The sequence below is a fragment of the Deltaproteobacteria bacterium genome (assembly GCA_020845895.1).
Lineage (GTDB): Bacteria > Lernaellota > Lernaellaia > JACKCT01 > JACKCT01 > JADLEX01.
Genome location: JADLEX010000040.1, coordinates 18,433 through 38,576, shown reverse-complemented (window position 1 = coordinate 38,576; position 20,144 = coordinate 18,433). Strand labels below are relative to the sequence as shown.

Annotated in this window: 19 protein-coding genes; 16 read left to right on the top strand and 3 right to left on the bottom strand. The window is 63.9% G+C overall.

The window, feature by feature from the left end:
* The first annotated feature begins 185 nt into the window (after positions 1-185).
* The gene (locus IT350_05000) at positions 186-1,445 is read left to right on the top strand and encodes a hypothetical protein (GenBank protein MCC6157389.1); all 1,260 of its coding nucleotides are present in this window, start codon (positions 186-188) and stop codon (positions 1,443-1,445) included.
* 354 nt (positions 1,446-1,799) lie between these two features.
* Positions 1,800-2,768, top strand: a complete 969-nt coding sequence (locus tag IT350_04995; protein ID MCC6157388.1) for a tetratricopeptide repeat protein — start codon at positions 1,800-1,802, stop codon at positions 2,766-2,768.
* Between the two features lie 9 nt (positions 2,769-2,777).
* On the opposite strand, the gene IT350_04990 is transcribed toward IT350_04995, so the two are convergent.
* Positions 2,778-3,269: a hypothetical protein gene (locus tag IT350_04990; protein MCC6157387.1), complete on the bottom strand. Its 492-nt coding sequence runs from the start codon at positions 3,267-3,269 to the stop codon at positions 2,778-2,780.
* A 14-nt stretch (positions 3,270-3,283) separates the two neighbouring features.
* Positions 3,284-4,171 (bottom strand): HDOD domain-containing protein, encoded by an 888-nt coding sequence (locus tag IT350_04985; protein MCC6157386.1) that lies wholly within the window; start codon positions 4,169-4,171, stop codon positions 3,284-3,286.
* Positions 4,172-4,357: 186 nt separating this feature from the next.
* Here IT350_04985 and IT350_04980 point away from each other — a divergent pair, with 186 nt between their 5' ends.
* From IT350_04980 to IT350_04930, 11 genes are all read left to right on the top strand, one after another.
* A complete protein-coding gene (locus IT350_04980; GenBank protein ID MCC6157385.1) occupies positions 4,358-4,711 on the top strand; it encodes a hypothetical protein in 354 nt (117 codons plus the stop codon).
* A gap of 278 nt (positions 4,712-4,989) precedes the next feature.
* Positions 4,990-5,520, top strand: coding sequence for a bifunctional pyr operon transcriptional regulator/uracil phosphoribosyltransferase PyrR (pyrR, locus tag IT350_04975; protein MCC6157384.1), 531 nt, complete (start codon positions 4,990-4,992; stop codon positions 5,518-5,520).
* Positions 5,517-6,476: an aspartate carbamoyltransferase catalytic subunit gene (locus tag IT350_04970; protein MCC6157383.1), complete on the top strand. Its 960-nt coding sequence runs from the start codon at positions 5,517-5,519 to the stop codon at positions 6,474-6,476. The genes pyrR and IT350_04970 overlap by 4 nt, the downstream gene beginning before the upstream one ends.
* Positions 6,442-7,722, top strand: a complete 1,281-nt coding sequence (locus tag IT350_04965) for a dihydroorotase (protein ID MCC6157382.1) — start codon at positions 6,442-6,444, stop codon at positions 7,720-7,722. The genes IT350_04970 and IT350_04965 overlap by 35 nt, the downstream gene beginning before the upstream one ends.
* A 10-nt stretch (positions 7,723-7,732) precedes the next feature.
* The gene (locus IT350_04960; protein MCC6157381.1) at positions 7,733-8,365 is read left to right on the top strand and encodes a hypothetical protein; all 633 of its coding nucleotides are present in this window, start codon (positions 7,733-7,735) and stop codon (positions 8,363-8,365) included.
* Positions 8,366-8,455: 90 nt separating this feature from the next.
* On the top strand, positions 8,456-9,283 hold the full coding sequence (locus IT350_04955) for a hypothetical protein (protein ID MCC6157380.1): 828 nt from the start codon (positions 8,456-8,458) through the stop codon (positions 9,281-9,283).
* Positions 9,284-9,308: 25 nt separating this feature from the next.
* Complete coding sequence (locus IT350_04950) at positions 9,309-11,372, top strand: ATP-dependent DNA helicase RecG (GenBank protein MCC6157379.1); 2,064 nt, start codon at positions 9,309-9,311, stop codon at positions 11,370-11,372.
* A gap of 1 nt (position 11,373) precedes the next feature.
* A complete protein-coding gene (gene lipA / locus IT350_04945) occupies positions 11,374-12,249 on the top strand; it encodes a lipoyl synthase (protein ID MCC6157378.1) in 876 nt (291 codons plus the stop codon).
* Positions 12,250-12,279: 30 nt separating this feature from the next.
* On the top strand, positions 12,280-13,593 hold the full coding sequence (locus IT350_04940; GenBank protein ID MCC6157377.1) for a homoserine dehydrogenase: 1,314 nt from the start codon (positions 12,280-12,282) through the stop codon (positions 13,591-13,593).
* Positions 13,590-14,666, top strand: a complete 1,077-nt coding sequence (locus IT350_04935) for a threonine synthase (GenBank protein ID MCC6157376.1) — start codon at positions 13,590-13,592, stop codon at positions 14,664-14,666. The genes IT350_04940 and IT350_04935 overlap by 4 nt, the downstream gene beginning before the upstream one ends.
* Positions 14,663-15,862 (top strand): cofactor-independent phosphoglycerate mutase, encoded by a 1,200-nt coding sequence (locus IT350_04930; GenBank protein MCC6157375.1) that lies wholly within the window; start codon positions 14,663-14,665, stop codon positions 15,860-15,862. The genes IT350_04935 and IT350_04930 overlap by 4 nt, the downstream gene beginning before the upstream one ends.
* 29 nt (positions 15,863-15,891) lie before the next feature.
* Here the strand turns inward: IT350_04930 and IT350_04925 are convergent, their stop codons facing one another.
* Positions 15,892-17,208 carry a hypothetical protein gene (locus IT350_04925; protein ID MCC6157374.1) on the bottom strand — a complete coding sequence of 439 codons (1,317 nt, stop codon included), beginning with the start codon at positions 17,206-17,208 and terminating at the stop codon, positions 15,892-15,894.
* 208 nt (positions 17,209-17,416) lie between these two features.
* Here IT350_04925 and IT350_04920 point away from each other — a divergent pair, with 208 nt between their 5' ends.
* From IT350_04920 to IT350_04910, 3 genes are read left to right on the top strand one after another with little or no spacing between them, the layout of a single operon-like run.
* Positions 17,417-18,115, top strand: coding sequence for a cupin fold metalloprotein, WbuC family (locus IT350_04920; GenBank protein ID MCC6157373.1), 699 nt, complete (start codon positions 17,417-17,419; stop codon positions 18,113-18,115).
* Positions 18,115-19,017: a radical SAM protein gene (locus IT350_04915; GenBank protein MCC6157372.1), complete on the top strand. Its 903-nt coding sequence runs from the start codon at positions 18,115-18,117 to the stop codon at positions 19,015-19,017. Before IT350_04920 ends, IT350_04915 begins: the two co-directional genes overlap by 1 nt.
* Entirely contained in the window at positions 19,017-20,135 is a 1,119-nt protein-coding gene (locus IT350_04910) for a radical SAM protein (GenBank protein MCC6157371.1), read from the top strand. Before IT350_04915 ends, IT350_04910 begins: the two co-directional genes overlap by 1 nt.
* Positions 20,136-20,144: the final 9 nt, after the last annotated feature.

Below are 20,144 nucleotides of genomic sequence, written 5' to 3'. Positions count from 1 at the left end.
GCAAACGACGTGCCAACTAAAAATAACCGGTTTTTCGTGGGATTTCGATCCGCTCGCCGCGTTGCCGCCTACGATTCGTAATCATCGACTTAAAACCGTAAAGGCGTGTTCGCGTTGATCGTGCGTCGACCGTCCCCTATCATCGCCGCATGACCACAGCATTTCGAATCGCGCGGATTGTGTGCGTGGCGGCGCTCGCCGTCGCAGCCGTCGGTTGCTTCGATCTCGAAACGGAGATCCGTTTGCTCTCGGACGGGTCCGGGATCGTGACCTCGTGGGTGCGCATCGACAAACGCGACGCGCGCATCGCGACGGAATTCGCCGGTAGCGGGCTCGAAGACGAGATCGCGTCGGCGCTGGCGCAATTGCGTGCGGCCGCCACCGGCATCGACGGCCTCGATCCCCTCGACGAAAGCGTTTACGAGGAAGCGGGCAAGATGGTGCTGCGTTATCGACTGGTCTTCGACCGGCTCGACGCCCTCAACCGCTTCTGGGCGTCGGAAGCGGTGCAGGCGCTCCCGTATGTCGTTTCGTCGTCCACCCTCAACATGAAGGCTCCGACCGGACTGTGCGGCGAATTCTTCACCGAGTTCGTCGGCGCGAAGCGCGATCCCGAAAAAGTGGTGCGTCTCGATGACTCCGCCCTGGGAGAACTCGGTGAGGACACGCGAAGGCTGCTCATCGAGCGCCTGCTCTCCGGTCGTTTTCGGCTGCGTCTGACGGTGCCGGGCATCACCACCACGCACAACGCGAGCCTCACGGACGTCGATGGTTTCGCCATTTACGAAACGACGCTGCTCGATGTCATCCACAACGGCTTGACGGCGCGTGTGAAGAGCCGCGTCGAATGCGGCGAGAGCCCCGAAAGTCTCGCGCCGAAGGACGTGACGTTGGGCCCCGCTCCCGATCCCGGGGAAGTCGCGGAGGTGCTGCGCGTCCTGCCGACGCTCGCGCAGCTCAGCGTTGAGTTCACGCAGGTTTCCCGGCACGAGGCGGATGTCCGTGTGCGCATCGACTCGACGCTGGAATCCGGCGAAGCCCTCCAAACCTACTTGCCGATCCTGCTGGCGTGTTTCCCGAACGCCGCGGCCGACATGACGATGGAGTCGGTCCGCACGCCGGAAGGCCGAGTGCGCTTCGAATTCGCCACGAAAAAACCCGTGAACTTCAAGAAGATGCCGAACAACCTCGTCTTCATGGGCCGCGACGGCGCGATCGACGTGTTTCGGATGAACCTGCCGGCGTCGGTGTACGCCGATCGATCGGCCGAAGGCGAGCGCTCGCGGCGTATCCTGACGGTCAAAGCGACGATGCCCGCGAAGATCGAGAAGACCAACGCCACGGAACACGGCGATCGCACGGCGATCTGGGTGATTACCGACAAAATGCTGAAGAACCCCGTGACGTTGGAGGCGGTTTCGTATTCGGGCCTTCTCCGGCCTTGACGCAAAGGGAAATCAAACCGTGATCGCGGGGAATTCGTCAGGAATACGGCAGCCAGGTGGAAAAAGCCTTTTCTTGACGGGTCGGGTGTGGTAAGAAGAAAGGGCTCATGCGCGAAAGCGCCAAGAACCGACAGATCAGACCGAAGATTCGACCGAGAAGTTTTCTCGAACGAGGGGCAAAGCTCGATATCCATTCCACTTTCGCCGGGCGGGAGGACAAGCACAGAACCGTTGCCGCGAACGGGTCTTCTTTCGTCTCTCTCTTCTATGGCCACTCCCGCCCGGTGATTCTTTTCCGCCCCGTCTCACCATTCCGCGATTGATCTCCCAAAGCCCCCGCGCCTAGAATCCGACATGGCGAAAAAGCGCGCCGATACCGACGAGTTCGAGTCGACCGTTCGGATTTTCATGGGCGCGGCGGCCGGATTCGGTATCGTCCTGTCTTCGTGTCTGATCCGTCTTCGAACGGAATGGAGCTGGCTCGCGAGCTTCGCGGTCGGTGCGACGGTCACGTTCGTCGCGTTCGCCTGCGTCGCGTTGGTGCTGCGGCTCCAGGGGAAAGCGATCGACGGGTTCTTCGGTCGTGGACGCGAGCCCGATCCCGGCGATGGTGAATGGGAGAGTCTTCGCGACGGCGCGAAACTGGCCGAGCGGGAGAAAGACTGGGCCGAGCTCGTCTTTCATTTGAAAGCCCAACTGACGCACCCCAAGGGGGTCGGCAGTCCGGTGACGGCGTATCGAATCGCCCAGATCTACGACGAAAAACTGGCCCGCCCGGTGGACGCTCTCTATTGGTTTCGCAAGACCGAGTCGTTGATCCGCGAGTCGAACCCGGAAAATCCGGAAACGCACCCGCTATGGGAACCCGTTCGGGCGGCGCTGGCCGAGGTCACGCGCATCCGCGACGCGCACGGCGAATATCTGGGAGGGGAACTGGAGTCGGCTCGAAGCGAAATCGAACGCGGCGAGTTCGAAGATGCCGTCGGTCGTCTCAAAGAACTTGTGCGTCGTTTTCCCGGCGATGCCGAATTGCAGTTTCTGCTCGGCGTGGCCGAGGCTCGGCTCGGCAGAAATTCGCTGGCGGCGGAGCGCTACCGTGAAGCCGTCCGGCTCGATGCCGATCACCTTCGCGCGTGGTTCAATCTCGGCGCGGCGAACTTCAATCTCGACCGGCTTCCCGAGGCGAGGGAGGCGTGGAACGCGTATCTCGAGCACGCGAGGGACCGCGAGGGCGAAGAGGAGTACACGGCCCAGGCCACAGAGATGCTGCGCCGCGTGGAGGACGAACTGAGACCGGAGATCGACGGTCCGTTTTCGCCCTGATTCCGTAAGCTACTTGGTCTTTTCCCCGCGCTCGTCGATGCATTCGTTCATGTCGCGGGCAAACTGCTCGGTGCACTTGTCGTATTCGAGCGGATACTCCGCAAGCTCGGTGTCTTCGTCCTTTTCGAGCTTGTCGCACCCGATCGCATTCAGGCACGCATAGAACCCGCCGAGCGCGCCGGACCCGCAGGTTTCGCCCCGCTCGGCCCAAGCGGCGTAGCCCTCGCAGGCGACCTGCGCCCGCTCGGTTGGCACCAACCCCGGTACGCAGCCCTGCGGTCCGAACAGATGCTCGAAGGCGTCCATGCACTTGCTCACGGCCTCGTCGGGGTCGACAAACTCATCTGCCTTGGCCGGCGACGGAGTGGCGACAGCCGGTTCCGCTTCCGAAGGAGCCGACTTTTCCGAGCAGGCTGTGAACGCCGCCGCCATCGCCACGAAAAAGATGATGAAGGAGATCCGAATCGAAACGCGCATACACGCGCCAGCCTGCTTTTGCATGGGAAGCGACTCCACTAGACGAAGGAACTGATGAACAATACGGCGGCGCTGGGTAGTTCCGCTTCCATCGAAGCGACATCCTCGGCGGAAAGTCCCAGAGCCGCGATCCACGGGTGGGTGGTCAGATCGACCGTCTCGATGGGCACACCGATTCCGAACTGATGGCACAGCAGATTGGCCGATGCGGTGAGTAGCGCGGACTCACGCGCGGACTGCGCCGCATCGGGATCGTGATGAAACACGATCGCCGCGAGCAATCGGTCCGGAAAGCGCCACTGCCGGCCCATGAGCCCGCCGACGGGTCCGTGATATTCCGCGAGCAATTCGTCCAGCAATTCGTCGGTGATCGCCTTGGCGACCTCCGGCTTGCGCTTGATCATCAGGGAGACCGTGTCGATCACGAGCGTCTTGCCGATATCGTGCAGAAGGCCGAACAGGAATGCGCTTTCCGTGTCTTTTCGCGCGCGTTTGGCGATCTGCTGGGCGAGAAACGCGCAACCGACGGAGTGTTCCCAGAGGCGGGTCATCCGCTCCTGAAAGTGGCGGGAGCGAAAGACCTTCGATTCGACCGAGAGCGAAAAGATCAGGTCGGAGACGGAACGCAGGCCGATGGTCAGGATCGCGCGATTGAGGTTGGTGATCTCGTTCAGGCCCCGGTAAACCGGGCTGTTGGCGATGTTGATGAGCTTGGCCGAAATGACCTGATCCTGCTCGACGAGCGTCGCGACGTCGCGGATGGCCGTGTTGGGGTTCTGCGCCAGCGTCATCGCCTGGGTGGCGATGTGCGGCAGCATCGGGATCTCGAGGTCGTTGTCGCGAAGGCGGCGCGCGATCTCGGAACGCAACGCGGCCTTTACCCCTTCCTTCACTGGATCGGCGCCGTTCGGCGTCGCGGTCGACATGCTGGACGCATCTCCTCGATGTTCGGGAAAGCCGATCCCAACTCGGCGACCCGATCGGATTGCGCGGTCGCGCTCATTTCTTTTCATCCGCGCGCCGATAGGTTAGCATAAGGGCTCGATATTGCCAGTGGCCGTGCCTGGAATGCCGTGTCTTCGGGTAGAGAACCGTTCGATTCAGGAGGTGTCATGCGTCTTCATGGATTCGGTCCCCGTCAGATCTGTTGGGTCGTTCTTTTCGTATTCGTCGTCGCGGGCCTCGGTGCGTGTTCGACCAAGAGCCTCAAGACCCTGGACGACGTCAAGAGCCTCAAACTGGGCAAGTTCGGACAGACGGTCAACGTCGACAAGGAAGATCTCTCGAAGGCCATCAAGACGCAGTGGGGGAATCTGAATCTGTCGGATTCCGACGTGAAGAAGATCAAGAAGCTGAAGAAGAACAAGACGAACCACCTGTCGTACAAAATCGGCGGCGACAAGGTGGAGATCGTCGTGACCTATCTGGGGTCCAAGCGCTACCAGTTCGGGATCGCCAAACTCTAGAATATTCCTGCGTTTTCGCTCGAAGCGCCGCGGTTTCGACCGCGGCGCTTTGCCGTTGCGCGGGTGGAAAACAGACCTTCTCGAAAAAAAAACGACCCGTCGCGGATTGACCCCCGGGGGGCACGTTGCTATAGTCCGCGCGCGCTCTACAGCGCTTTCCGGACGAGTTCCACGCGCACCACGAATCGTTTTGGCCGACGAGGCCGCGAAGGGCGGGCGCGCACGCTCGGGCCGCGCAAGACGGGGAAACGATGGCCGAAACCGCCGCCCGTTTGGTCATGGACGCGAGACGCGTCGACACCACCATCAAACGTATTGCCCATCAAATTGCCGAAGGCGCACCCGAGATCGACGATCTGGTTCTGGTTTCGGTCGGCCAGAGCGGTCTGCCCCTCGCACGCCGGTTGGATCTCGCCCTGCGGACCATCCTCGAACGCGAGATTCCGCTCGGCGTTCTGGACATCACGCTCTACCGCGACGATCTGACCATCAACTCGCAACCGCTGATCGGTGAAACGCGCCTCGAGTTCGGCATCGAAAAAAAGACCGTGATCCTGATCGATAAGGTCATCTTCACGGGACGTACGATCCGCGCGGCGCTCGACGCCTTGATGGAGTACGGGCGACCCGATCTGGTGCGCGCGGCGGTGCTGGTGGATCGCGGGCACCGGGAACTGCCGATACGGGCCGATTTCGTCGGTCTGTGGCTCGATACCGTGCACGACGATGCGGTGCGCGTCACGCTGGACCCGATGCCCTCGACGAGCGATCGGATCGAAGTGGTTCCGGGTTGGGCCAGGGGTCAATGATGTGGACACGCAAGGACGTCCTGGGGCTGGCCGATCTGTCGGTGGACGAGATTCAGACGATTCTCGACACGGCGGAGAGCTTCAAGGAAATCAACCGCCGCGAGATTAAAAAGGTCCCGACGCTGCGCGGCAAGACCGTCGTGAACCTGTTTTATGAGCCATCGACGCGCACGCGCACCAGCTTTGAGATCGCGGCGAAGCGACTTTCGGCCGACACCGTGAATTTCACGCCGAGCTCGAGCTCCGTGGGCAAGGGCGAGACCCTGCTCGACACGGTGCGCAACATCGAGGCGATGCACCCGGCGGTGATCGTCGTGCGTCACCCCAACGCGGGTACGCCGCACCTGCTGTCGCGGCGCGTCGGCATCAGCGTCGTCAACGCGGGCGACGGTGCGCACGAGCACCCGAGCCAGGCGCTTCTCGATATGCTGATGATTCGCGAGGCCAAGGGCCGCATCGAGGGGCTGACCATCTCCATCGTCGGCGACATCTCGCACTCGCGCGTCGCGCGCAGCAACATCCTCGGCCTGAAAAAGATGGGCGCGAACGTACGCATCTGCGGCCCCGCGACGATGATTCCGCCGGCAATCGACCGGCTCGGCGTCGAGGTCTTCCACGACATGGACGCGGCGATTCACGATGCCGACGTCATCATGATGCTGCGGATCCAGCTCGAACGGCAGACCGGCGCGCTGTTCCCCAGCAATCGGGAGTATGCACGTTTCTACGGCCTCAACGAGGCGCGTCTCGAGCGGGCAAAACCCGACGCGATCATCATGCACCCCGGCCCGATGAACCGGGGCGTCGAGATTTCGAGCGACGTGGCGGACAGCACGCGCAGCAAGATTCTGGATCAGGTCAGCAACGGCGTCGCGGTTCGCATGGCGATTCTGTATCTGCTGGCCGGAAGGAAGGCGGGCGATGAGGACGCTGATCGCGAAGTCGAGGGTCATTGATCCGGCGTCCGGGCTCGACGAGCCGCGGGACATCCTGATCGAGGACGGACGGATCCTCGATCTCGTGCGTCCGGGCGAAAAGGTCGCCGACGTGGCGGAGCGCATCGACGCGAAGGGTTGCATCGCGACGCCCGGTTTCGTCGATCTTCATGTCCACCTGCGCGAGCCGGGATACGAGCAGAAGGAAACCATCGCCACGGGCTGCATGGCCGCGGTGTCCGGCGGATTCACGTCGGTCTGCAGCATGGCCAACACGAATCCCGTCAACGACCACTCCTCGGTGACCGCGCTCATCCTTGCCAAGGCGAAGGAGGCGGATCTCGCCCGTGTTTACCCGATGGCGGCCGTCACCAAGGGTCTGGCGGGCGAGTCGCTCACGGAGATGGGCGAGCTTTACGAGCACGGCGTGATCGGGTTCACGGACGACGGACGGTGCGTGATGAACGCCGCCGTGATGCGCAACGCGCTCGTCTATGCCAACTCCTTCGGCGTGCCGGTCTCGGTACACGCGATCGACGAGCATCTGGCCGGCGACGCGCCGATGAATTCGGGATTTCATTCCATGCGGCTCGGGTTGCGGGGCGTGCCCGCGGCGGCCGAAGACACGATGGTCGCCCGCGACGTGGTGCTCTCGGCCCTGACGGGGGCGCGCCTGCACATTCAGCACATCTCGACAAAGGGCGCGATCGAGATCGTCCGAATGGCGAAAGCGCGCGGCGTGCCGGTCACCTGCGAAGCCGCGCCGCACCACTTCATGTTGATCGACGAAGACGTGGGCGAATACGACACGAATTTCAAGATGGCGCCGCCGCTGCGGGGCGTGGACGACCGCGAGGCCGTGCGAGAGGCGCTCGCCGACGGCACGATCGACGCCATCGCGACCGATCACGCGCCGCACGAAAAGCTCGTCAAGGATTGCGAGTTCGAGAAGGCCGCGAACGGGATCATCGGCCTTGAGACCGCGTTTTCCCTGACGTGGGAACTCGTCGAGGCCGGCGTCATCAGCGAGATGCGCGCGATCGAGCTGCTCACCGTCGCGCCGTGCAAGGCGTTCAATCTTCCCCACGGCACGCTGACCAAAGGCGCCTTGGCCGACATCACGATTTTCGATCCGAAGGCGACGTATACGTTCACGACGGACCGCATCTACTCGCTCTCCAAGAATTCGCCGTTCATCGGCCGCGCGATGAAGGCGGACGTGAAACGCACCCTGGTCGGCGGGCGAACCGTCTTCGCCCGGGACTGAACCGCCCGCGATGACCGCGCCGCTCTCCGACTATCTGGACCGTGTCGCGCAGTTCGCGCACGACCGCTACCGCATCGAAATGACCGAAGCCCGCCGATTCTATTTCGGCCAGATCGGCGTCAAGCCCGACAACGAGGACTACTACGAAGAAGTGATGAAAGGGTACCTCGACTGGTTTTTGTTCGAGCGTCCGCTCGACGATGTGGGCCGGACTCCTCTGGCGGTCTTCGTCGAGGAGATCGCCCGCGATCCCGCCGAGCGCGACCACGAAGTCTTCGCCGGCTTCCTCCAGTCCCGGCGGGGTCTCTTTCTCATCAAGCGCGTGCACGACGATCGAGTCGAATGCCGCGATCTGTTCACCGACGAGAAACTGGTCGTCGGCGAGGACAATCCGGTGTCCTTCATCAAGGGCGAGATCTTCGACGCGCGGGTATTGCCGTTCGAGGGAGAGCTGCGATTCGGCGATCTGATTCGGTTCCACCCGCGTCGTGCGAACAAGCTGATTCAAAACGTGGCGAAGGGCATCGCGGCGGGTGATCCCGATCACGCGCGCGACCTGTATATCCGTCTCGCCCAGTGCAAGATCAAGCAATATCAGTTTCCGCGCATCGATCCCCTTCAGTTCTACAAGGAACTCATGTAAGCCGAAGTTCGACTTGATCGCATCGCGCCCTTCGCGCACACTGTCTGTTCGCGCGAGGAACGGCGGCGCGATTCCCGGGAGCCCGAAACGATGGAAAACCTTCAGAATCTGATTACCGAACTCCGCGATCTCTACACCCAGGTGCGGGCGGATCGGACCAACAACCGTCCGATCGAGCGGGTGCAGACGATCATCCGCAACAAGGTCAAGGACCAGATCGCCCGCGCCGACCTGCGCATTCCCGTCGAGGTCGCGCTGACCGAGATTCTTCACGACTTCGACGGATTCGATTCCGCGGACCAGGAGGCTCAGGAGCAGGTCCTGGGCGATACCGAAAAGCTTCTGAATCGCATCGAGAGCCTGATCGAGACCGACAACGCGGTCACCGCGGATCGCATCGAAATGCCGCCGCCCCCGGCGCTCACCGCCGATCTGGTCGAGGCGGAGATGCGAGAGGTGCGTCGCCAGGAAGAGGAAGAAAAGCGACGCCGCGAGGCCGAATCGCGTCGCCACCAACCCAAGCCGCCGGTTCAGGACGAGCAACGGCGTTTCGACGGCGACCGAAATCGGCGTCCCCAGCCGCAGCACGGTCAGAAACCCCGTTCCGATCGTCCCGGTGGCGGCCCGAACGCGCCGCAGCAGAACCGTCCGCAGGGCGGTCCCCATCCCCAGAAGCCGCAAGCGGGACCGCAGCCGCAACGGACGCAGGGCGGACCACCCTCGAATCGTCCACAAGGCCCTCCGCCGCCCCAACGACCGCAGGGGGGACCGCCCCCGCAAGCACAGCGACCCCAAAACGCACCGGCGCCGCAAGGTGATGCAGGGGCCCCGGGCGGCGAGCCGCGCGACGAACTGAAATTCCAGCGCGACGAAAAGAACGACGCGCAGCGACGGCGTCGTCGCGGCCGAAGGCACTGACCGCCCCCGACCGGGTTTGCCGGACATGGAGCTGACACGTCTTCACGGCGTGGGACCCGCCGTCGCGAAGCGACTCGCCGCCGCCGGATACGAGCGCGTCGAAGACCTCATCACGATCGTTCCCCACGGCTATGTCGATCGAACCCGCATCACACCGATCGCGGTGCTTCGCGACGGCGAACCCGCTCATGTGATCGGAACGGCCACGAGCGCTGTTTCGTCGCGCGGCTGGGGCGGACGCGGCGCATTCGGCAAGGTCACCATCATGGATGACAGCGGCGAGATTCGCGCGCATTTTTTCGGCGCGACGGCGAAGGGACTGAGATCGAGCTTTCGCGACGGCCGCCGGATGTTGCTGTCGGGGATCGTGCGAACGCATCGCGATGAGCTCGCGTTCTCCCATCCCGACGTCGTGTTTCTCGACGATCCGGACGCGTCGTATCCCAAGTATCTTCCGAAGTATCCCGAAATCGAGGGCGTTTCCGCGAAACGGCTGGCGGAGTGGGTTCTCCAGGCCATCGACCTCGTGGAGGATCGATTGATTGACGCGTTGCCGCGCGACGAACTCGGCCTTGACCTGCCGACCCTCGCCGACGCACTGCGCGCGATTCACCGACCTTCCGACGAGACGGACCCGCTCGCGCTGGCAAGTCGGAACACGACTGCATACCGCCGATTGATCTTCGACGAGCTGTTTTTTCTGCAACTCGGTTTGCTGCTGCGCCGAAAAAATTCGGAAATCGGAAAAACGGCGCGGCTTCCGATGAAATCGTCGCTGGCCGACGCGATTTTGCATGATGTCGGGTTCGCCCTGACGCCGGCGCAGGCCGAGGCGCTCGCGACCATCCACGCGGATCTATCCGCCGACCGACCGATGCATCGCCTGCTCATGGGCGACGTGGGATGTGGAAAGACCATCGTCGCGATTCTCGCGGCGGCGCGCGTGATCGAGAGCGGATATCAGGCTGCGCTCATGGCGCCGACCGAAGTGCTGGCGAGGCAGCAATACGAGCGGTGGTCGCCGATTTTCGAGCGTCTCGGCGTGGGCGTGGGTCTATTCCTCGGCGAAGCTTCGGACGTCGTGCGTGAAAGCGCCCGGCGACTGGCCGGGGGCGAAATCGGCCTCGCGTTTGGAACGCACGCCCTGCTGGGAGCGCGCGCGAAATTCGATCGCCTGGGCTTCGTGGTCGTGGACGAGCAGCACCGTTTCGGGGTCGGTCAGCGCGCGCGCCTTTCGGACAAGGCGCTGACGCCGCACGTGCTCGTCATGTCCGCCACGCCGATCCCGCGCTCTCTCGCGCACACGGCTTTCGGCGACCTCGATCTGGGCGTGATCCGCGAGCGACCGCCGGGGCGCCAAGGCGGCGAGACGGTGTGGGTCGAAGACGAACGTGATCGCGCCTTCGGGCTTCTTGCGCCGACCCTGGCGCGCGGCGATCGCGTATTTGTTGTCTTTCCCGCCGTGGAAGAATCGGAGGCGTCCGACATCGCGAACGCGGTGGGATTCTTCCGAAAAGAGGCCGAGATGCGATTCGCCGGTATTCCGATCGGCCTCCTCCACGGGCAAATGTCCGGTGTCGACAAGGAGCGGGCGCTGCGGGACTTCGCGGAGGGGCGAACGCGGGTGCTCGTCGCGACGACCGTGATCGAGGTCGGTGTGGACGTGGCCGAGGCCGGCGCGGTGCTGATCGAGGATGCGCAGCGTTTCGGCCTCTCCTCCTTGCATCAGATCCGCGGCCGGGTGTGGCGGTCCGACCGCCCGGGCCTGTGCGTTCTGTGCAGTCGCGGTCCGCTGACCGAGACCGCGAAACGTCGGCTCCAGACGCTCGTCGACTGCGACGATGGCTTTCGCATCGCCGATGAGGACTTGGCAATCCGGGGGCCCGGCGATATGTTGGGTGCTCGCCAGCACGGCTTGCCGAGACTTCGTTTCGCCAGTCTGGCGCGCGACGTGGACACGTTGGAACAGGCCCGAAACGCGGCGCGGACGTGGTGGGGCAAGCGGACGGATCTTCGCGCCGACCCCGCCGTGGAGCGAATCCTCCGCCACCGTTTTGGAGACCGTCTCGAATTCGGAACGATCGGCTAGCATGGTCAAACACCACCCGCATCGCCTGCCCGAATGGGCGAAACCGCATATCCGATCGCTGGGCGCGGCCCACGACCTGAAGGTGCGGCTGCGTCAAGCCGGTCTGCATACCGTGTGCGAATCGGCGAAGTGCCCGAATATCGGCGAGTGCTTTCAACGTCCGACGGCGACCGTGATGATTATGGGTGACATCTGCACGCGCAATTGCTCGTTTTGCGCCATCGTGCGGGATCGCCCGGGCGAACTGAACCTCGAGGAGCCGCGCCGTCTCGCCGACATGATCGTGGAGGTCGGGTTGCGGCATGTGGTCATCACGTCGGTGGCGCGCGATGATTTGCCCGACGAAGGGGCGGCGCATTTCGCGGCGTGCGTTCGTGAACTCAAGTCGCGCGACGCATCCATCATCGTCGAGATTCTCACGCCGGATTTCCATGCGCGGCCCGAATTGCTCGAGATCGTCGCGGGTTCGCCGTACGACATCTTCAATCACAACATCGAAACCGTCCGGCGGTTGCAGCGCAAGGTTCGCCCACAAGCCGAGTACGACCGTTCGCTCGCCGTGCTCTCTTCGATGGCCGCTCGCCGCCCCGACGCGCTCGTGAAGAGTGGCATCATGGTCGGACTCGGCGAAACCAACGACGAAGTGCACGCGACGCTTGCCGACCTTTACGCGAACGGCGTTCGTGCGCTGACCATCGGTCAATATCTACGCCCGCGCGAGAGCAACCAACCGGTGCACCGCTACGTCACGCCCGCCGAATTCGACGAGTTCCGCGATCACGCCCGCTCGCTCGGATTTCGCTTCGTCGCGTCGGGCCCGCTGGTGCGTTCCAGCTACCTGGCCGACCGACAGGTCGACCTCTCAGCCGTATCCTGACCGCATCAGGCCACCCTCGGAGCTGTACCCATGAGAACCATCCGCGTCGGATTGATTGGCCTCGGAACGGTCGGCTCCGGCGTTCTGCACATCCTGCGAAACCACACGGCGGAACTCGAACGCCGAACGGGAACGTCCTTTCAAATCACGCGATTCGCGTCGCGTTCGCCGGAAAAGTGGGCCGAGCTCGGCATGGACGCATCGCGGGGCACAACCGACCCCGAAGCGGTCGCGGCGGCTTCGGATGTGGATTTGCTCGTTGAACTTATGGGCGGCGTGGAGATTCCGCGTCGCGTGCTCCTGCGCGCGTTCGAGACCGGCAAGAACGTCGTCACCGCCAACAAAGCTCTGCTGTCGGAATGCGGAGACGAAATCTTCGCCGCAGCCACGCGGACCGGACGAAAGATCGGATTCGAAGCCAGCGTTTGCGGCGGCGTGCCGATCATTCAACTTCTGAAGACGGGTTTCGCGTCGGAAAACATCCGGCGAGTCGTCGGTATCGTGAACGGCACGTGCAATTTCATTCTCACCGAGATGACGCAACGGCGTGCGCCGCTCGCCGAGACGCTTGCCGAGGCGCAGCGGCGGGGTTTCGCCGAGGTCGATCCTACGCTCGACGTGAACGGCATGGATTCGGCGCATAAGCTCACGCTCCTGGCGATGCTGGCGTGGGGCGTTCGGGTGTCCGCGTCAGATGTGCGTGCGCAGGGGATCGAGGCGATCGCGACGGAAGACATCGCTTACGCCGACGAGATGGGGATGACGATCAAGCTGCTCGCCGTGGCGCGCCGGGACGAAGCGGACCGGATCGGGCTTTCGGTCGATCCCACGCTCGTACCCTCGTCCTCGGTGATCGGGCAGGTGCACGGCGCGGTCAACGCCGTGCTGATCGACGGCGAGCATGTCGGCCCGCTCGTCATGACCGGCGCGGGGGCGGGACAGATGCCGACCGCAAATGCGGTCGTCGCGGACATGATCGAAATCGCGCGCGTTGCCACGAGTACCGCCCCGTGCGACGAGTTTCCGACGGGCGTGCCGGAAGAAAGCCGCGCGCGCGCCGACATCCTGCCCCAGGACGAGATTCCGGCCGAGTATTATCTGCGTTTCACCGCGCTCGACCGCCCGGGCGTGCTCGCGAATATCGCGACGCACCTGGCGCAGCACGGCATCAGCATTGCCCAGGTGGTGCAGCACGGGCGCGATCGCCACGAGGCGGTGCCGGTCATCATTCTCACGCACGAGGCGACGACGGGAGCGATACGCGAGTCCATCGCGGAAATCGATGCGTCGCCCCACGTGACGCGCCCCACGGTCGTTATGAAAGTTCTTCGGGAGGTTCCGTGAAACCGTCGCATCACGCGTGGCCCGGTCTCATCCGCGCCTACCGCGAGTGGCTCGATGTCGCGCGCGACGAAGATGTCGTCACGCTGTTCGAAGGCAATACGCCGCTCATTCCCGCGCCGTCGATCGCGGCGGCGGTCGGGCGCGGCGTGCGCGTCCTCTGTAAGTTCGAGGGGCTCAATCCCACCGGGTCGTTCAAGGACCGCGGGATGACGATGGCGATCAGCAAGGCGAAGGAATCCGGCGCGCGCGCCGTGATCTGTGCCAGCACGGGCAACACGTCGGCATCGGCGGCAGCCTACGCGTCGCGCGCGGGCATGCGGTCGTACGTTCTCATCCCCGACGGCAAGATCGCGCTCGGTAAACTCTCGCAGGCGATGATGCACGGCGCGACGGTGCTGCAGGTGCAGGGCAACTTTGACGACGCATTGCGTCTCGTGGTCGAGGTCAGCGAGAAGTATCCCGTCACGCTGGTCAATTCGATCAACCCGCATCGAATCCAGGGCCAGAAGACGGCGAGTTTCGAAATCATCGAGGCGCTCGGCGGGCGCGCGCCGGATTACCACTTTCTGCCGGTGGGCAACGCGGGCAACATCACCGCGTATTGGCTCGGCTACACGCAGTGGTTCGAGCGCGGGCTGGTCGGCGAGCGACCGAAGATGATGGGCTTTCAGGCAGCCGGGTCCGCGCCCATCGTGCTTGGGCATCCGGTCGCGAATCCCGAGACGATCGCGACGGCGATCCGCATCGGCAACCCGGCGAGTTGGAAACAGGCCGTCGCCGCGCGCGACGAGTCGGGCGGTACGATCGACATGGTGACCGACGACGAGATTCTCGCCGCATATCGACGCCTCGCGGCGGAGGACGGCATCTTCTGTGAACCGGCGTCTGCGGCGTCCGTCGCGGGTTTGCTCAAATACGCCGACCGACTCGACCTCTCCGGGGGGGAAACCATCGTGTGCACGCTGACGGGGCACGGACTCAAGGATCCCGATCGCGCCATCGCCGTGAGCGAACCACCGATCAAAATCGACGCGGACGAAGAATCGGTCGTTCGCGCGCTGGGTCTGACATGACGAAGTACGTGGTTTTGCTGGGCGACGGCATGGCCGACGAGCCGCACGAGGCGTTCGGCGGCCTGACCGTGATGCAGGCGGCGAATACGCCGGTGATGGATGCGCTGGCGAGGCGCGGCGAACTTGGACTCGTGAATACGATTCCGCCCGGCATGTCGCCGGGTTCCGACGTCGCCAATCTCTCCGCCATCGGTTACGCGCCGGAGCGGGTGTACTCGGGCCGCGCGCCGCTCGAGGCGGCCAGCATCGGCGTGCGCCTTGCGCCCGACGAAACCGCCCTGCGCACGAATCTCGTCACGCTGCGACAAGCCGAGGGCGGCGCGCTCGTGATGGACGACTACTCCGCCGGGCACATTTCGTCGGACGACGCCCGCCCGCTGATTGAGGCGCTCAACGACGCGTTCGCGGGCGACGGGGTCAAGTTTTACCCGGGAGTCGGTTATCGGCATCTCGGCGTTGCACGGGGATTCGACGATTCGCTGAAGACGCGCGCGCCGCACGACATCATGGGCGAGCGCATTGACGGTCACCTGCCGCGCGGCACCGGAGCCGATCTCCTCAACTCGCTGATGGAACGGTCGCGCGACGTATTCGCGAATCTGCCCGAAAACACCCGGCTCAAGACGCCGGTCACGCAGATCTGGTTTTGGGGGCAGGGAAAGGCCCCGACGATTCCCACGATGCGCGAGCAATACGGGCTCGACGGTGCGGTGGTGTCGGCGGTCGATTTGGTGCGCGGGATCGGGGTTTATCTCGGGCTCAAGGTCCTTCACGTCGAGGGCGCGACGGGTTGGCTCGACACGAACTACGCGGGAAAGGTCGCGGCCGCGGTCGAGTTTCTGGAGTCGGGCGGCGACTTCGTCTTCGTCCACGTCGAAGCGCCGGACGAGTGCGGCCACGTCGGCAAGCCTGAATTGAAAAAACAGGCGATCGAAGACTTCGACACGAATGTCGTCGCGCCGATGCTCGATTACCTGCGGACGCAGCCGTCGTATCGACTCTTGATCTTGCCCGATCACCCCACGCCGCTCGCCCTGCGTACGCACACCAATTCGCCGGTGCCGTACGTGCTCGCGGGATCGACGGACGTCGGCGACGCGACGGGGCGCGGTTACAATGAATTCGACGCCGCTGCGACGGGGCTCGTGATTCCGAGCGGGCCGGACCTTTTCCGAAGGTTCCTCGCGCGTTCGTGACCGTTCGCGCTGTCCGGCTCGCGGGTCGATCAGTCGCCGACCCCGAGACACGGATTGCTGACGTACTGCAAGTCGAAGGGCTGCGGCATCTGAACGTGGCTCTGCGTGACCCACGCGGGCCACAGGAACCATTCGCCGATCCGCACGTCCTCGTCGTCCGTGTCGTCCCACGCCCATGGCGGCCGCCCGCCGCGTCGAACGCCGCCGGAACTCGCGAACCGCTCGGGATATTCGCATCCGGTCTCCATGCGAAACGTGTCCACGAACAACGGGCTTCGCTCCCCGGCCCCGCGCATTTTCCAAAGCGTGTCGAACGTCGAAACGAGACGATACGACGCGTTGCGGTCGTTCGGGCTTTCCGGTTCGCGGGCTTCGTCCGCCGCCCGATACACCACGCCGTCACCGCCGAGAAAGTTGCCGCCTGGCTCGCCCGTGAATTCGCCGATCACGATATCGGAGGAAATCAGGCAGCCGTGCCGGCCGGCTTCGAGGAACACCCGAGGATGCGTTCGGTCCTCGAACGGGACAACGCCATCGATATTTTCGGAGCGCGGAAGGATTCGCGCGTCACCCGAATACTGGAGAAACTGCCCGTCGACGTAAGTCTCGACGAAAATCGGCGGGCGGTCGGGTGCGGAACGGTCCGCCACGACGAGCAGGCCGGTCATGTTGTTTTCCGTGAACTCCGACGTTCCGTCGAGCAGGAATCCGTAGTTGACGGGATGGAAGACGGCATAGACGACGAAGACGTGCGTCGATGTCTCGACGACCGAATAATACACCGTCCCCACGAGCGGCCAAGCGTCGAGATTCTCGCGGTTGTCGCGCGCGTCCAGGTTGTCGTCGAAATCGATGGCCGCCAGAAAGTCCGCGCGCGGCGAACGGCCGACGTCCTGGTAAAAGACGGGGGCGTAGCGCCGGGCGATCGCGTCCGCCCGGGTGCGATCGATCTCCTCCGTTTCACGCGCGCAGGGAGCGACGATGTCGAATCCCACGGCTTTGGGAAAGACCCGAGACCCGAGCGATATGGCGCAGGTCGCCCGACGTGCGTCGAGCCGGGGCTCGACCCAGAAACGGTATCGGCCCCTGCGCACGGGCTGCCCGTCACCACGCGGGTTCGCTCCGCGGCACCCGATGCGAACGGGTGCGTCCAGGCTCATCGGCGATCCATCATTCCCGACCAACGCGAGTGCGATCTCGACGTCCGCGCCCGGATATGCGGGGACACTCGTTCGCAACGCCCGCGCGAACGAGCGATCGAAGTCGATCGGCGCGTCGTCCGTAGCCGGCGATCGTCCGCATCCGACCATCGCGACGAGCGCGAACACCATGATCCGAAACCGCATCGATGTATCTTCGGGCGCTCCCGCGAGCGCGTCAAATCGCGTATGCAGAGACTCCCGACGCGGCGGTCCTGTGTGACCGACGGTACGAAGGAGGCCGATGGCGTTGAAGGACCACCCCCAATCTGTTAATGAATTTCCTATCGACGGATTCGACTCCGCGCATCCGGGTGCGACGGGCACAGGCCGCTCGCTGGGGTCCGCTTTGGTCTTGGCAACCGATCATTCCGATGACTTTCGCGGGCACGCATCCGCCATCGATGCGCTTGCCGCCGCGGGCTCGACGCCGGGTTCCGGCGCGCGCGGAGCCGAAACGAACGACTTCAGGATCGAACGCCGCGACGAGCGATCGCTCGTGCTCCGATGCACGAACTATCCCGCCCGGATCGATTCCGCGGTCATCGATCGGCTCCGGGAGATCGCGCGGGATCACGTCGGTCTGGATGTGCGATGGTGCCTTCACGATCACGTGAGCGATCCCCTGCAGGAGATGGTGATCGTCTTTTCGCGCGATGTTTATCATCCGCCGCATCGGCATTCGGATCGCGTCGAGAGCGTTCGCGCCGTGTCCGGACGCGGCATCGCGATCGGATTCGACGATCGGGGCGCCGTCGCGTGGTCGATTCGGTTGGATGCGGGCTCGACGCACGCCATCCGGTTCGAGTCCGCCCGTCACCACGCGATCATTCCGTTGTCGGATGATTTCATCACGCATGAGATCGCCAACGGTCCCTTCGTCGAAGGGATGTCGACCCAGTACGCAAAATGGGCGCCCGATCGGGCCGACCGCGAAAGGGGGATCGCCTACACGCGGCGCCTGCTGAACCAATTGGGCATCGGGGAGTCGGAATCATCCCGGCACGCATTTGGACTCGGCGCGTCCGTCGCGGGCGCGGAGTCGGGAGATTGATGGCGTCGCCTCTCGCCCATCGCGATACGCCTGGCGAATTGACCCCCGAGGTATTGCCCGCGCGGTTCAACTACGTCGGCGTGTTTCTGACGCTCGATTGCAACAAGAGCTGCTTCTACTGCATCAACACGGTCGGCAAATCCCGCGTCAGGCTGTGGAAAGGCACATTCGGACTGACGGGCTCGCAGTGGGTCGAGGGACTCAACCGACTGCGGCTGCCGGACGATCTTCCGGTCACGCTTCAAGGCGGCGAGCCGAGCTTGCATCCCGATTTTCTGGAAATCATTCTCGGTCTTCGTGACGACCTGCACATCGACATCCTGACGAATCTGTCCTTCGATGTGCGCCGATTCGTGAAGACCGTGCCCGCCGATCGCCTCCGGCGCAGGGCCCCGTACGCCTCCATCCGGGTGTCTTACCACCCCACGCAGAGCCGGTTGGACGACTTGCTCTCGTCGGTGCGAACGCTGATCGATGCCGGATTTCCGGTCGGCGTCTATGTGATCGACCATCCGGCGCATGCCGACGCGAATCGGCGCGCTTACGAGACATGCGCGAAGATGGCCATCGATATCCGCACGAAGGAATTTCTCGGGTCGCATCGCGGGCGGACACTCGGAACCTATCGATATGCGGACGCCATGACCGGCGAACGGCGTTCCGTGCGCTGCCGGCCGTCCGAGCTGTTGATTGATCCGAACGGCGACGTGTATCGTTGTCACGCGGATCTGTACGCCCGGCGCAATCCGCGCGGTCACATTCTCGATGCGGATCTTCGACTGTCCGATGCGTTCGCGCCTTGCGACGCCTTCGGTTCGTGCCACCCGTGCGATGTCAAGATCAAGACGAACCGCTTTCAGGAGTTCGGCCATACGTCCGTCGAAATCCGGGAGGTCGAGTGATGTCGTCGCGCGACGCGACCGCGCCGGTCCCGGCGGACGCTCGACCGGAACAGGGCCCGTCATTCGACACCGCTTTCGACGCGCAGCGCCTGAGCCTGTTCCCGGAGCGCGTCGCCGAGTGGCTCCGGACGGGTCGGACGCCCGCGCCGATCTACACCGAATTCGAACTGACGACGGCCTGCAACCACGCGTGTCGGTTTTGCGGGGTGGAACACCTCGTCAACAAACCGGCCCGATTCATGGATCGTGACCTCGCATCCCGCACGATCGACGAACTCGCATCGATGGGAAACCGTTCGATCATGTTCAGCGGGCACGGCGAGCCGGTTCTGCACCCGAACGCGGCGGAACTGATCGAGCGGGCGTCGAAGCGCATGAGCGCGTCGGTGACGACGAACGGCCGCCGCCTGCGCGACGCGGGGATCGGATTGATCGACGACCTGAAGTGGATCCGATTTTCGATCAACGGTTCACATCCGCTCGAATACGCCCGAATGCACCGGACGCGGCCGTCGGACTTCGCGAAGGTCATGGCGAACTTCGAGGCGGCCGTCGCGCGAAAGCGGTCGCTCGAACTGGCCGTGACGATCGGAGTCCAACTCGTCCTGCTCGACCAGAGACCGCACGACGTTGAACGTTTCGTCCTTCGCGCGCGCGAGTCGGGCGCGGATTATTTCAGTCTCAAACCTTACTCCGAACATCCGAAGTCCATGCGAGGAATCGCGACCGACCTCGAAGTGTTCGAAGAACTCGCGGCGCGGATCGCGCCGCTCGCGACCGAATCCTTTTCCGTCATCGCCCGCATCGAATCGGCTCGTCAGACCGGACGCGAGAAACCCTACGCCCAGTGCCACGGAACACACTTCCTGAACTTCGTCGGCGCGGACGGACGGGTGTGGGAGTGCAACGTGTTCGCGGGGGACAACGACTTTTTCGTCGGCGACCTGAACAGCCAGTCGATGTCCGCGATCTGGGAGTCCGATCGACGAAAGAACGTTGTGGATTTTGTCGAGAATCGACTGGACCTCGCGCGCTGCCGCGACGTCTGCCGGATGCACGCATCGAACCGGTACCTCTGGCGACTTCAGAATCCATTGGCGCACGATGATTTCATCTGAGATTTGTCG

Bases quoted from the DNA above. Each gene is read 5' to 3' on its own strand.
- IT350_04995 (MCC6157388.1), top strand. From the start codon at position 1,800: ATGGCGAAAAAGCGCGCCGATACCGACGAGTTCGAGTCGACCGTTCGG.
- IT350_04990 (MCC6157387.1), bottom strand. From the start codon at position 3,269: ATGCAAAAGCAGGCTGGCGCGTGTATGCGCGTTTCGATTCGGATCTCC.
- IT350_04985 (MCC6157386.1), bottom strand. From the start codon at position 4,171: ATGTCGACCGCGACGCCGAACGGCGCCGATCCAGTGAAGGAAGGGGTA.
- IT350_04980 (MCC6157385.1), top strand. From the start codon at position 4,358: ATGCGTCTTCATGGATTCGGTCCCCGTCAGATCTGTTGGGTCGTTCTT.
- pyrR (MCC6157384.1), top strand. From the start codon at position 4,990: ATGGACGCGAGACGCGTCGACACCACCATCAAACGTATTGCCCATCAA.
- IT350_04970 (MCC6157383.1), top strand. From the start codon at position 5,517: ATGATGTGGACACGCAAGGACGTCCTGGGGCTGGCCGATCTGTCGGTG.
- IT350_04965 (MCC6157382.1), top strand. From the start codon at position 6,442: ATGAGGACGCTGATCGCGAAGTCGAGGGTCATTGATCCGGCGTCCGGG.
- IT350_04960 (MCC6157381.1), top strand. From the start codon at position 7,733: ATGACCGCGCCGCTCTCCGACTATCTGGACCGTGTCGCGCAGTTCGCG.
- IT350_04955 (MCC6157380.1), top strand. From the start codon at position 8,456: ATGGAAAACCTTCAGAATCTGATTACCGAACTCCGCGATCTCTACACC.
- IT350_04950 (MCC6157379.1), top strand. From the start codon at position 9,309: ATGGAGCTGACACGTCTTCACGGCGTGGGACCCGCCGTCGCGAAGCGA.
- lipA (MCC6157378.1), top strand. From the start codon at position 11,374: ATGGTCAAACACCACCCGCATCGCCTGCCCGAATGGGCGAAACCGCAT.
- IT350_04940 (MCC6157377.1), top strand. From the start codon at position 12,280: ATGAGAACCATCCGCGTCGGATTGATTGGCCTCGGAACGGTCGGCTCC.
- IT350_04930 (MCC6157375.1), top strand. From the start codon at position 14,663: ATGACGAAGTACGTGGTTTTGCTGGGCGACGGCATGGCCGACGAGCCG.
- IT350_04925 (MCC6157374.1), bottom strand. From the start codon at position 17,208: ATGCGGTTTCGGATCATGGTGTTCGCGCTCGTCGCGATGGTCGGATGC.
- IT350_04915 (MCC6157372.1), top strand. From the start codon at position 18,115: ATGGCGTCGCCTCTCGCCCATCGCGATACGCCTGGCGAATTGACCCCC.
- IT350_04910 (MCC6157371.1), top strand. From the start codon at position 19,017: ATGTCGTCGCGCGACGCGACCGCGCCGGTCCCGGCGGACGCTCGACCG.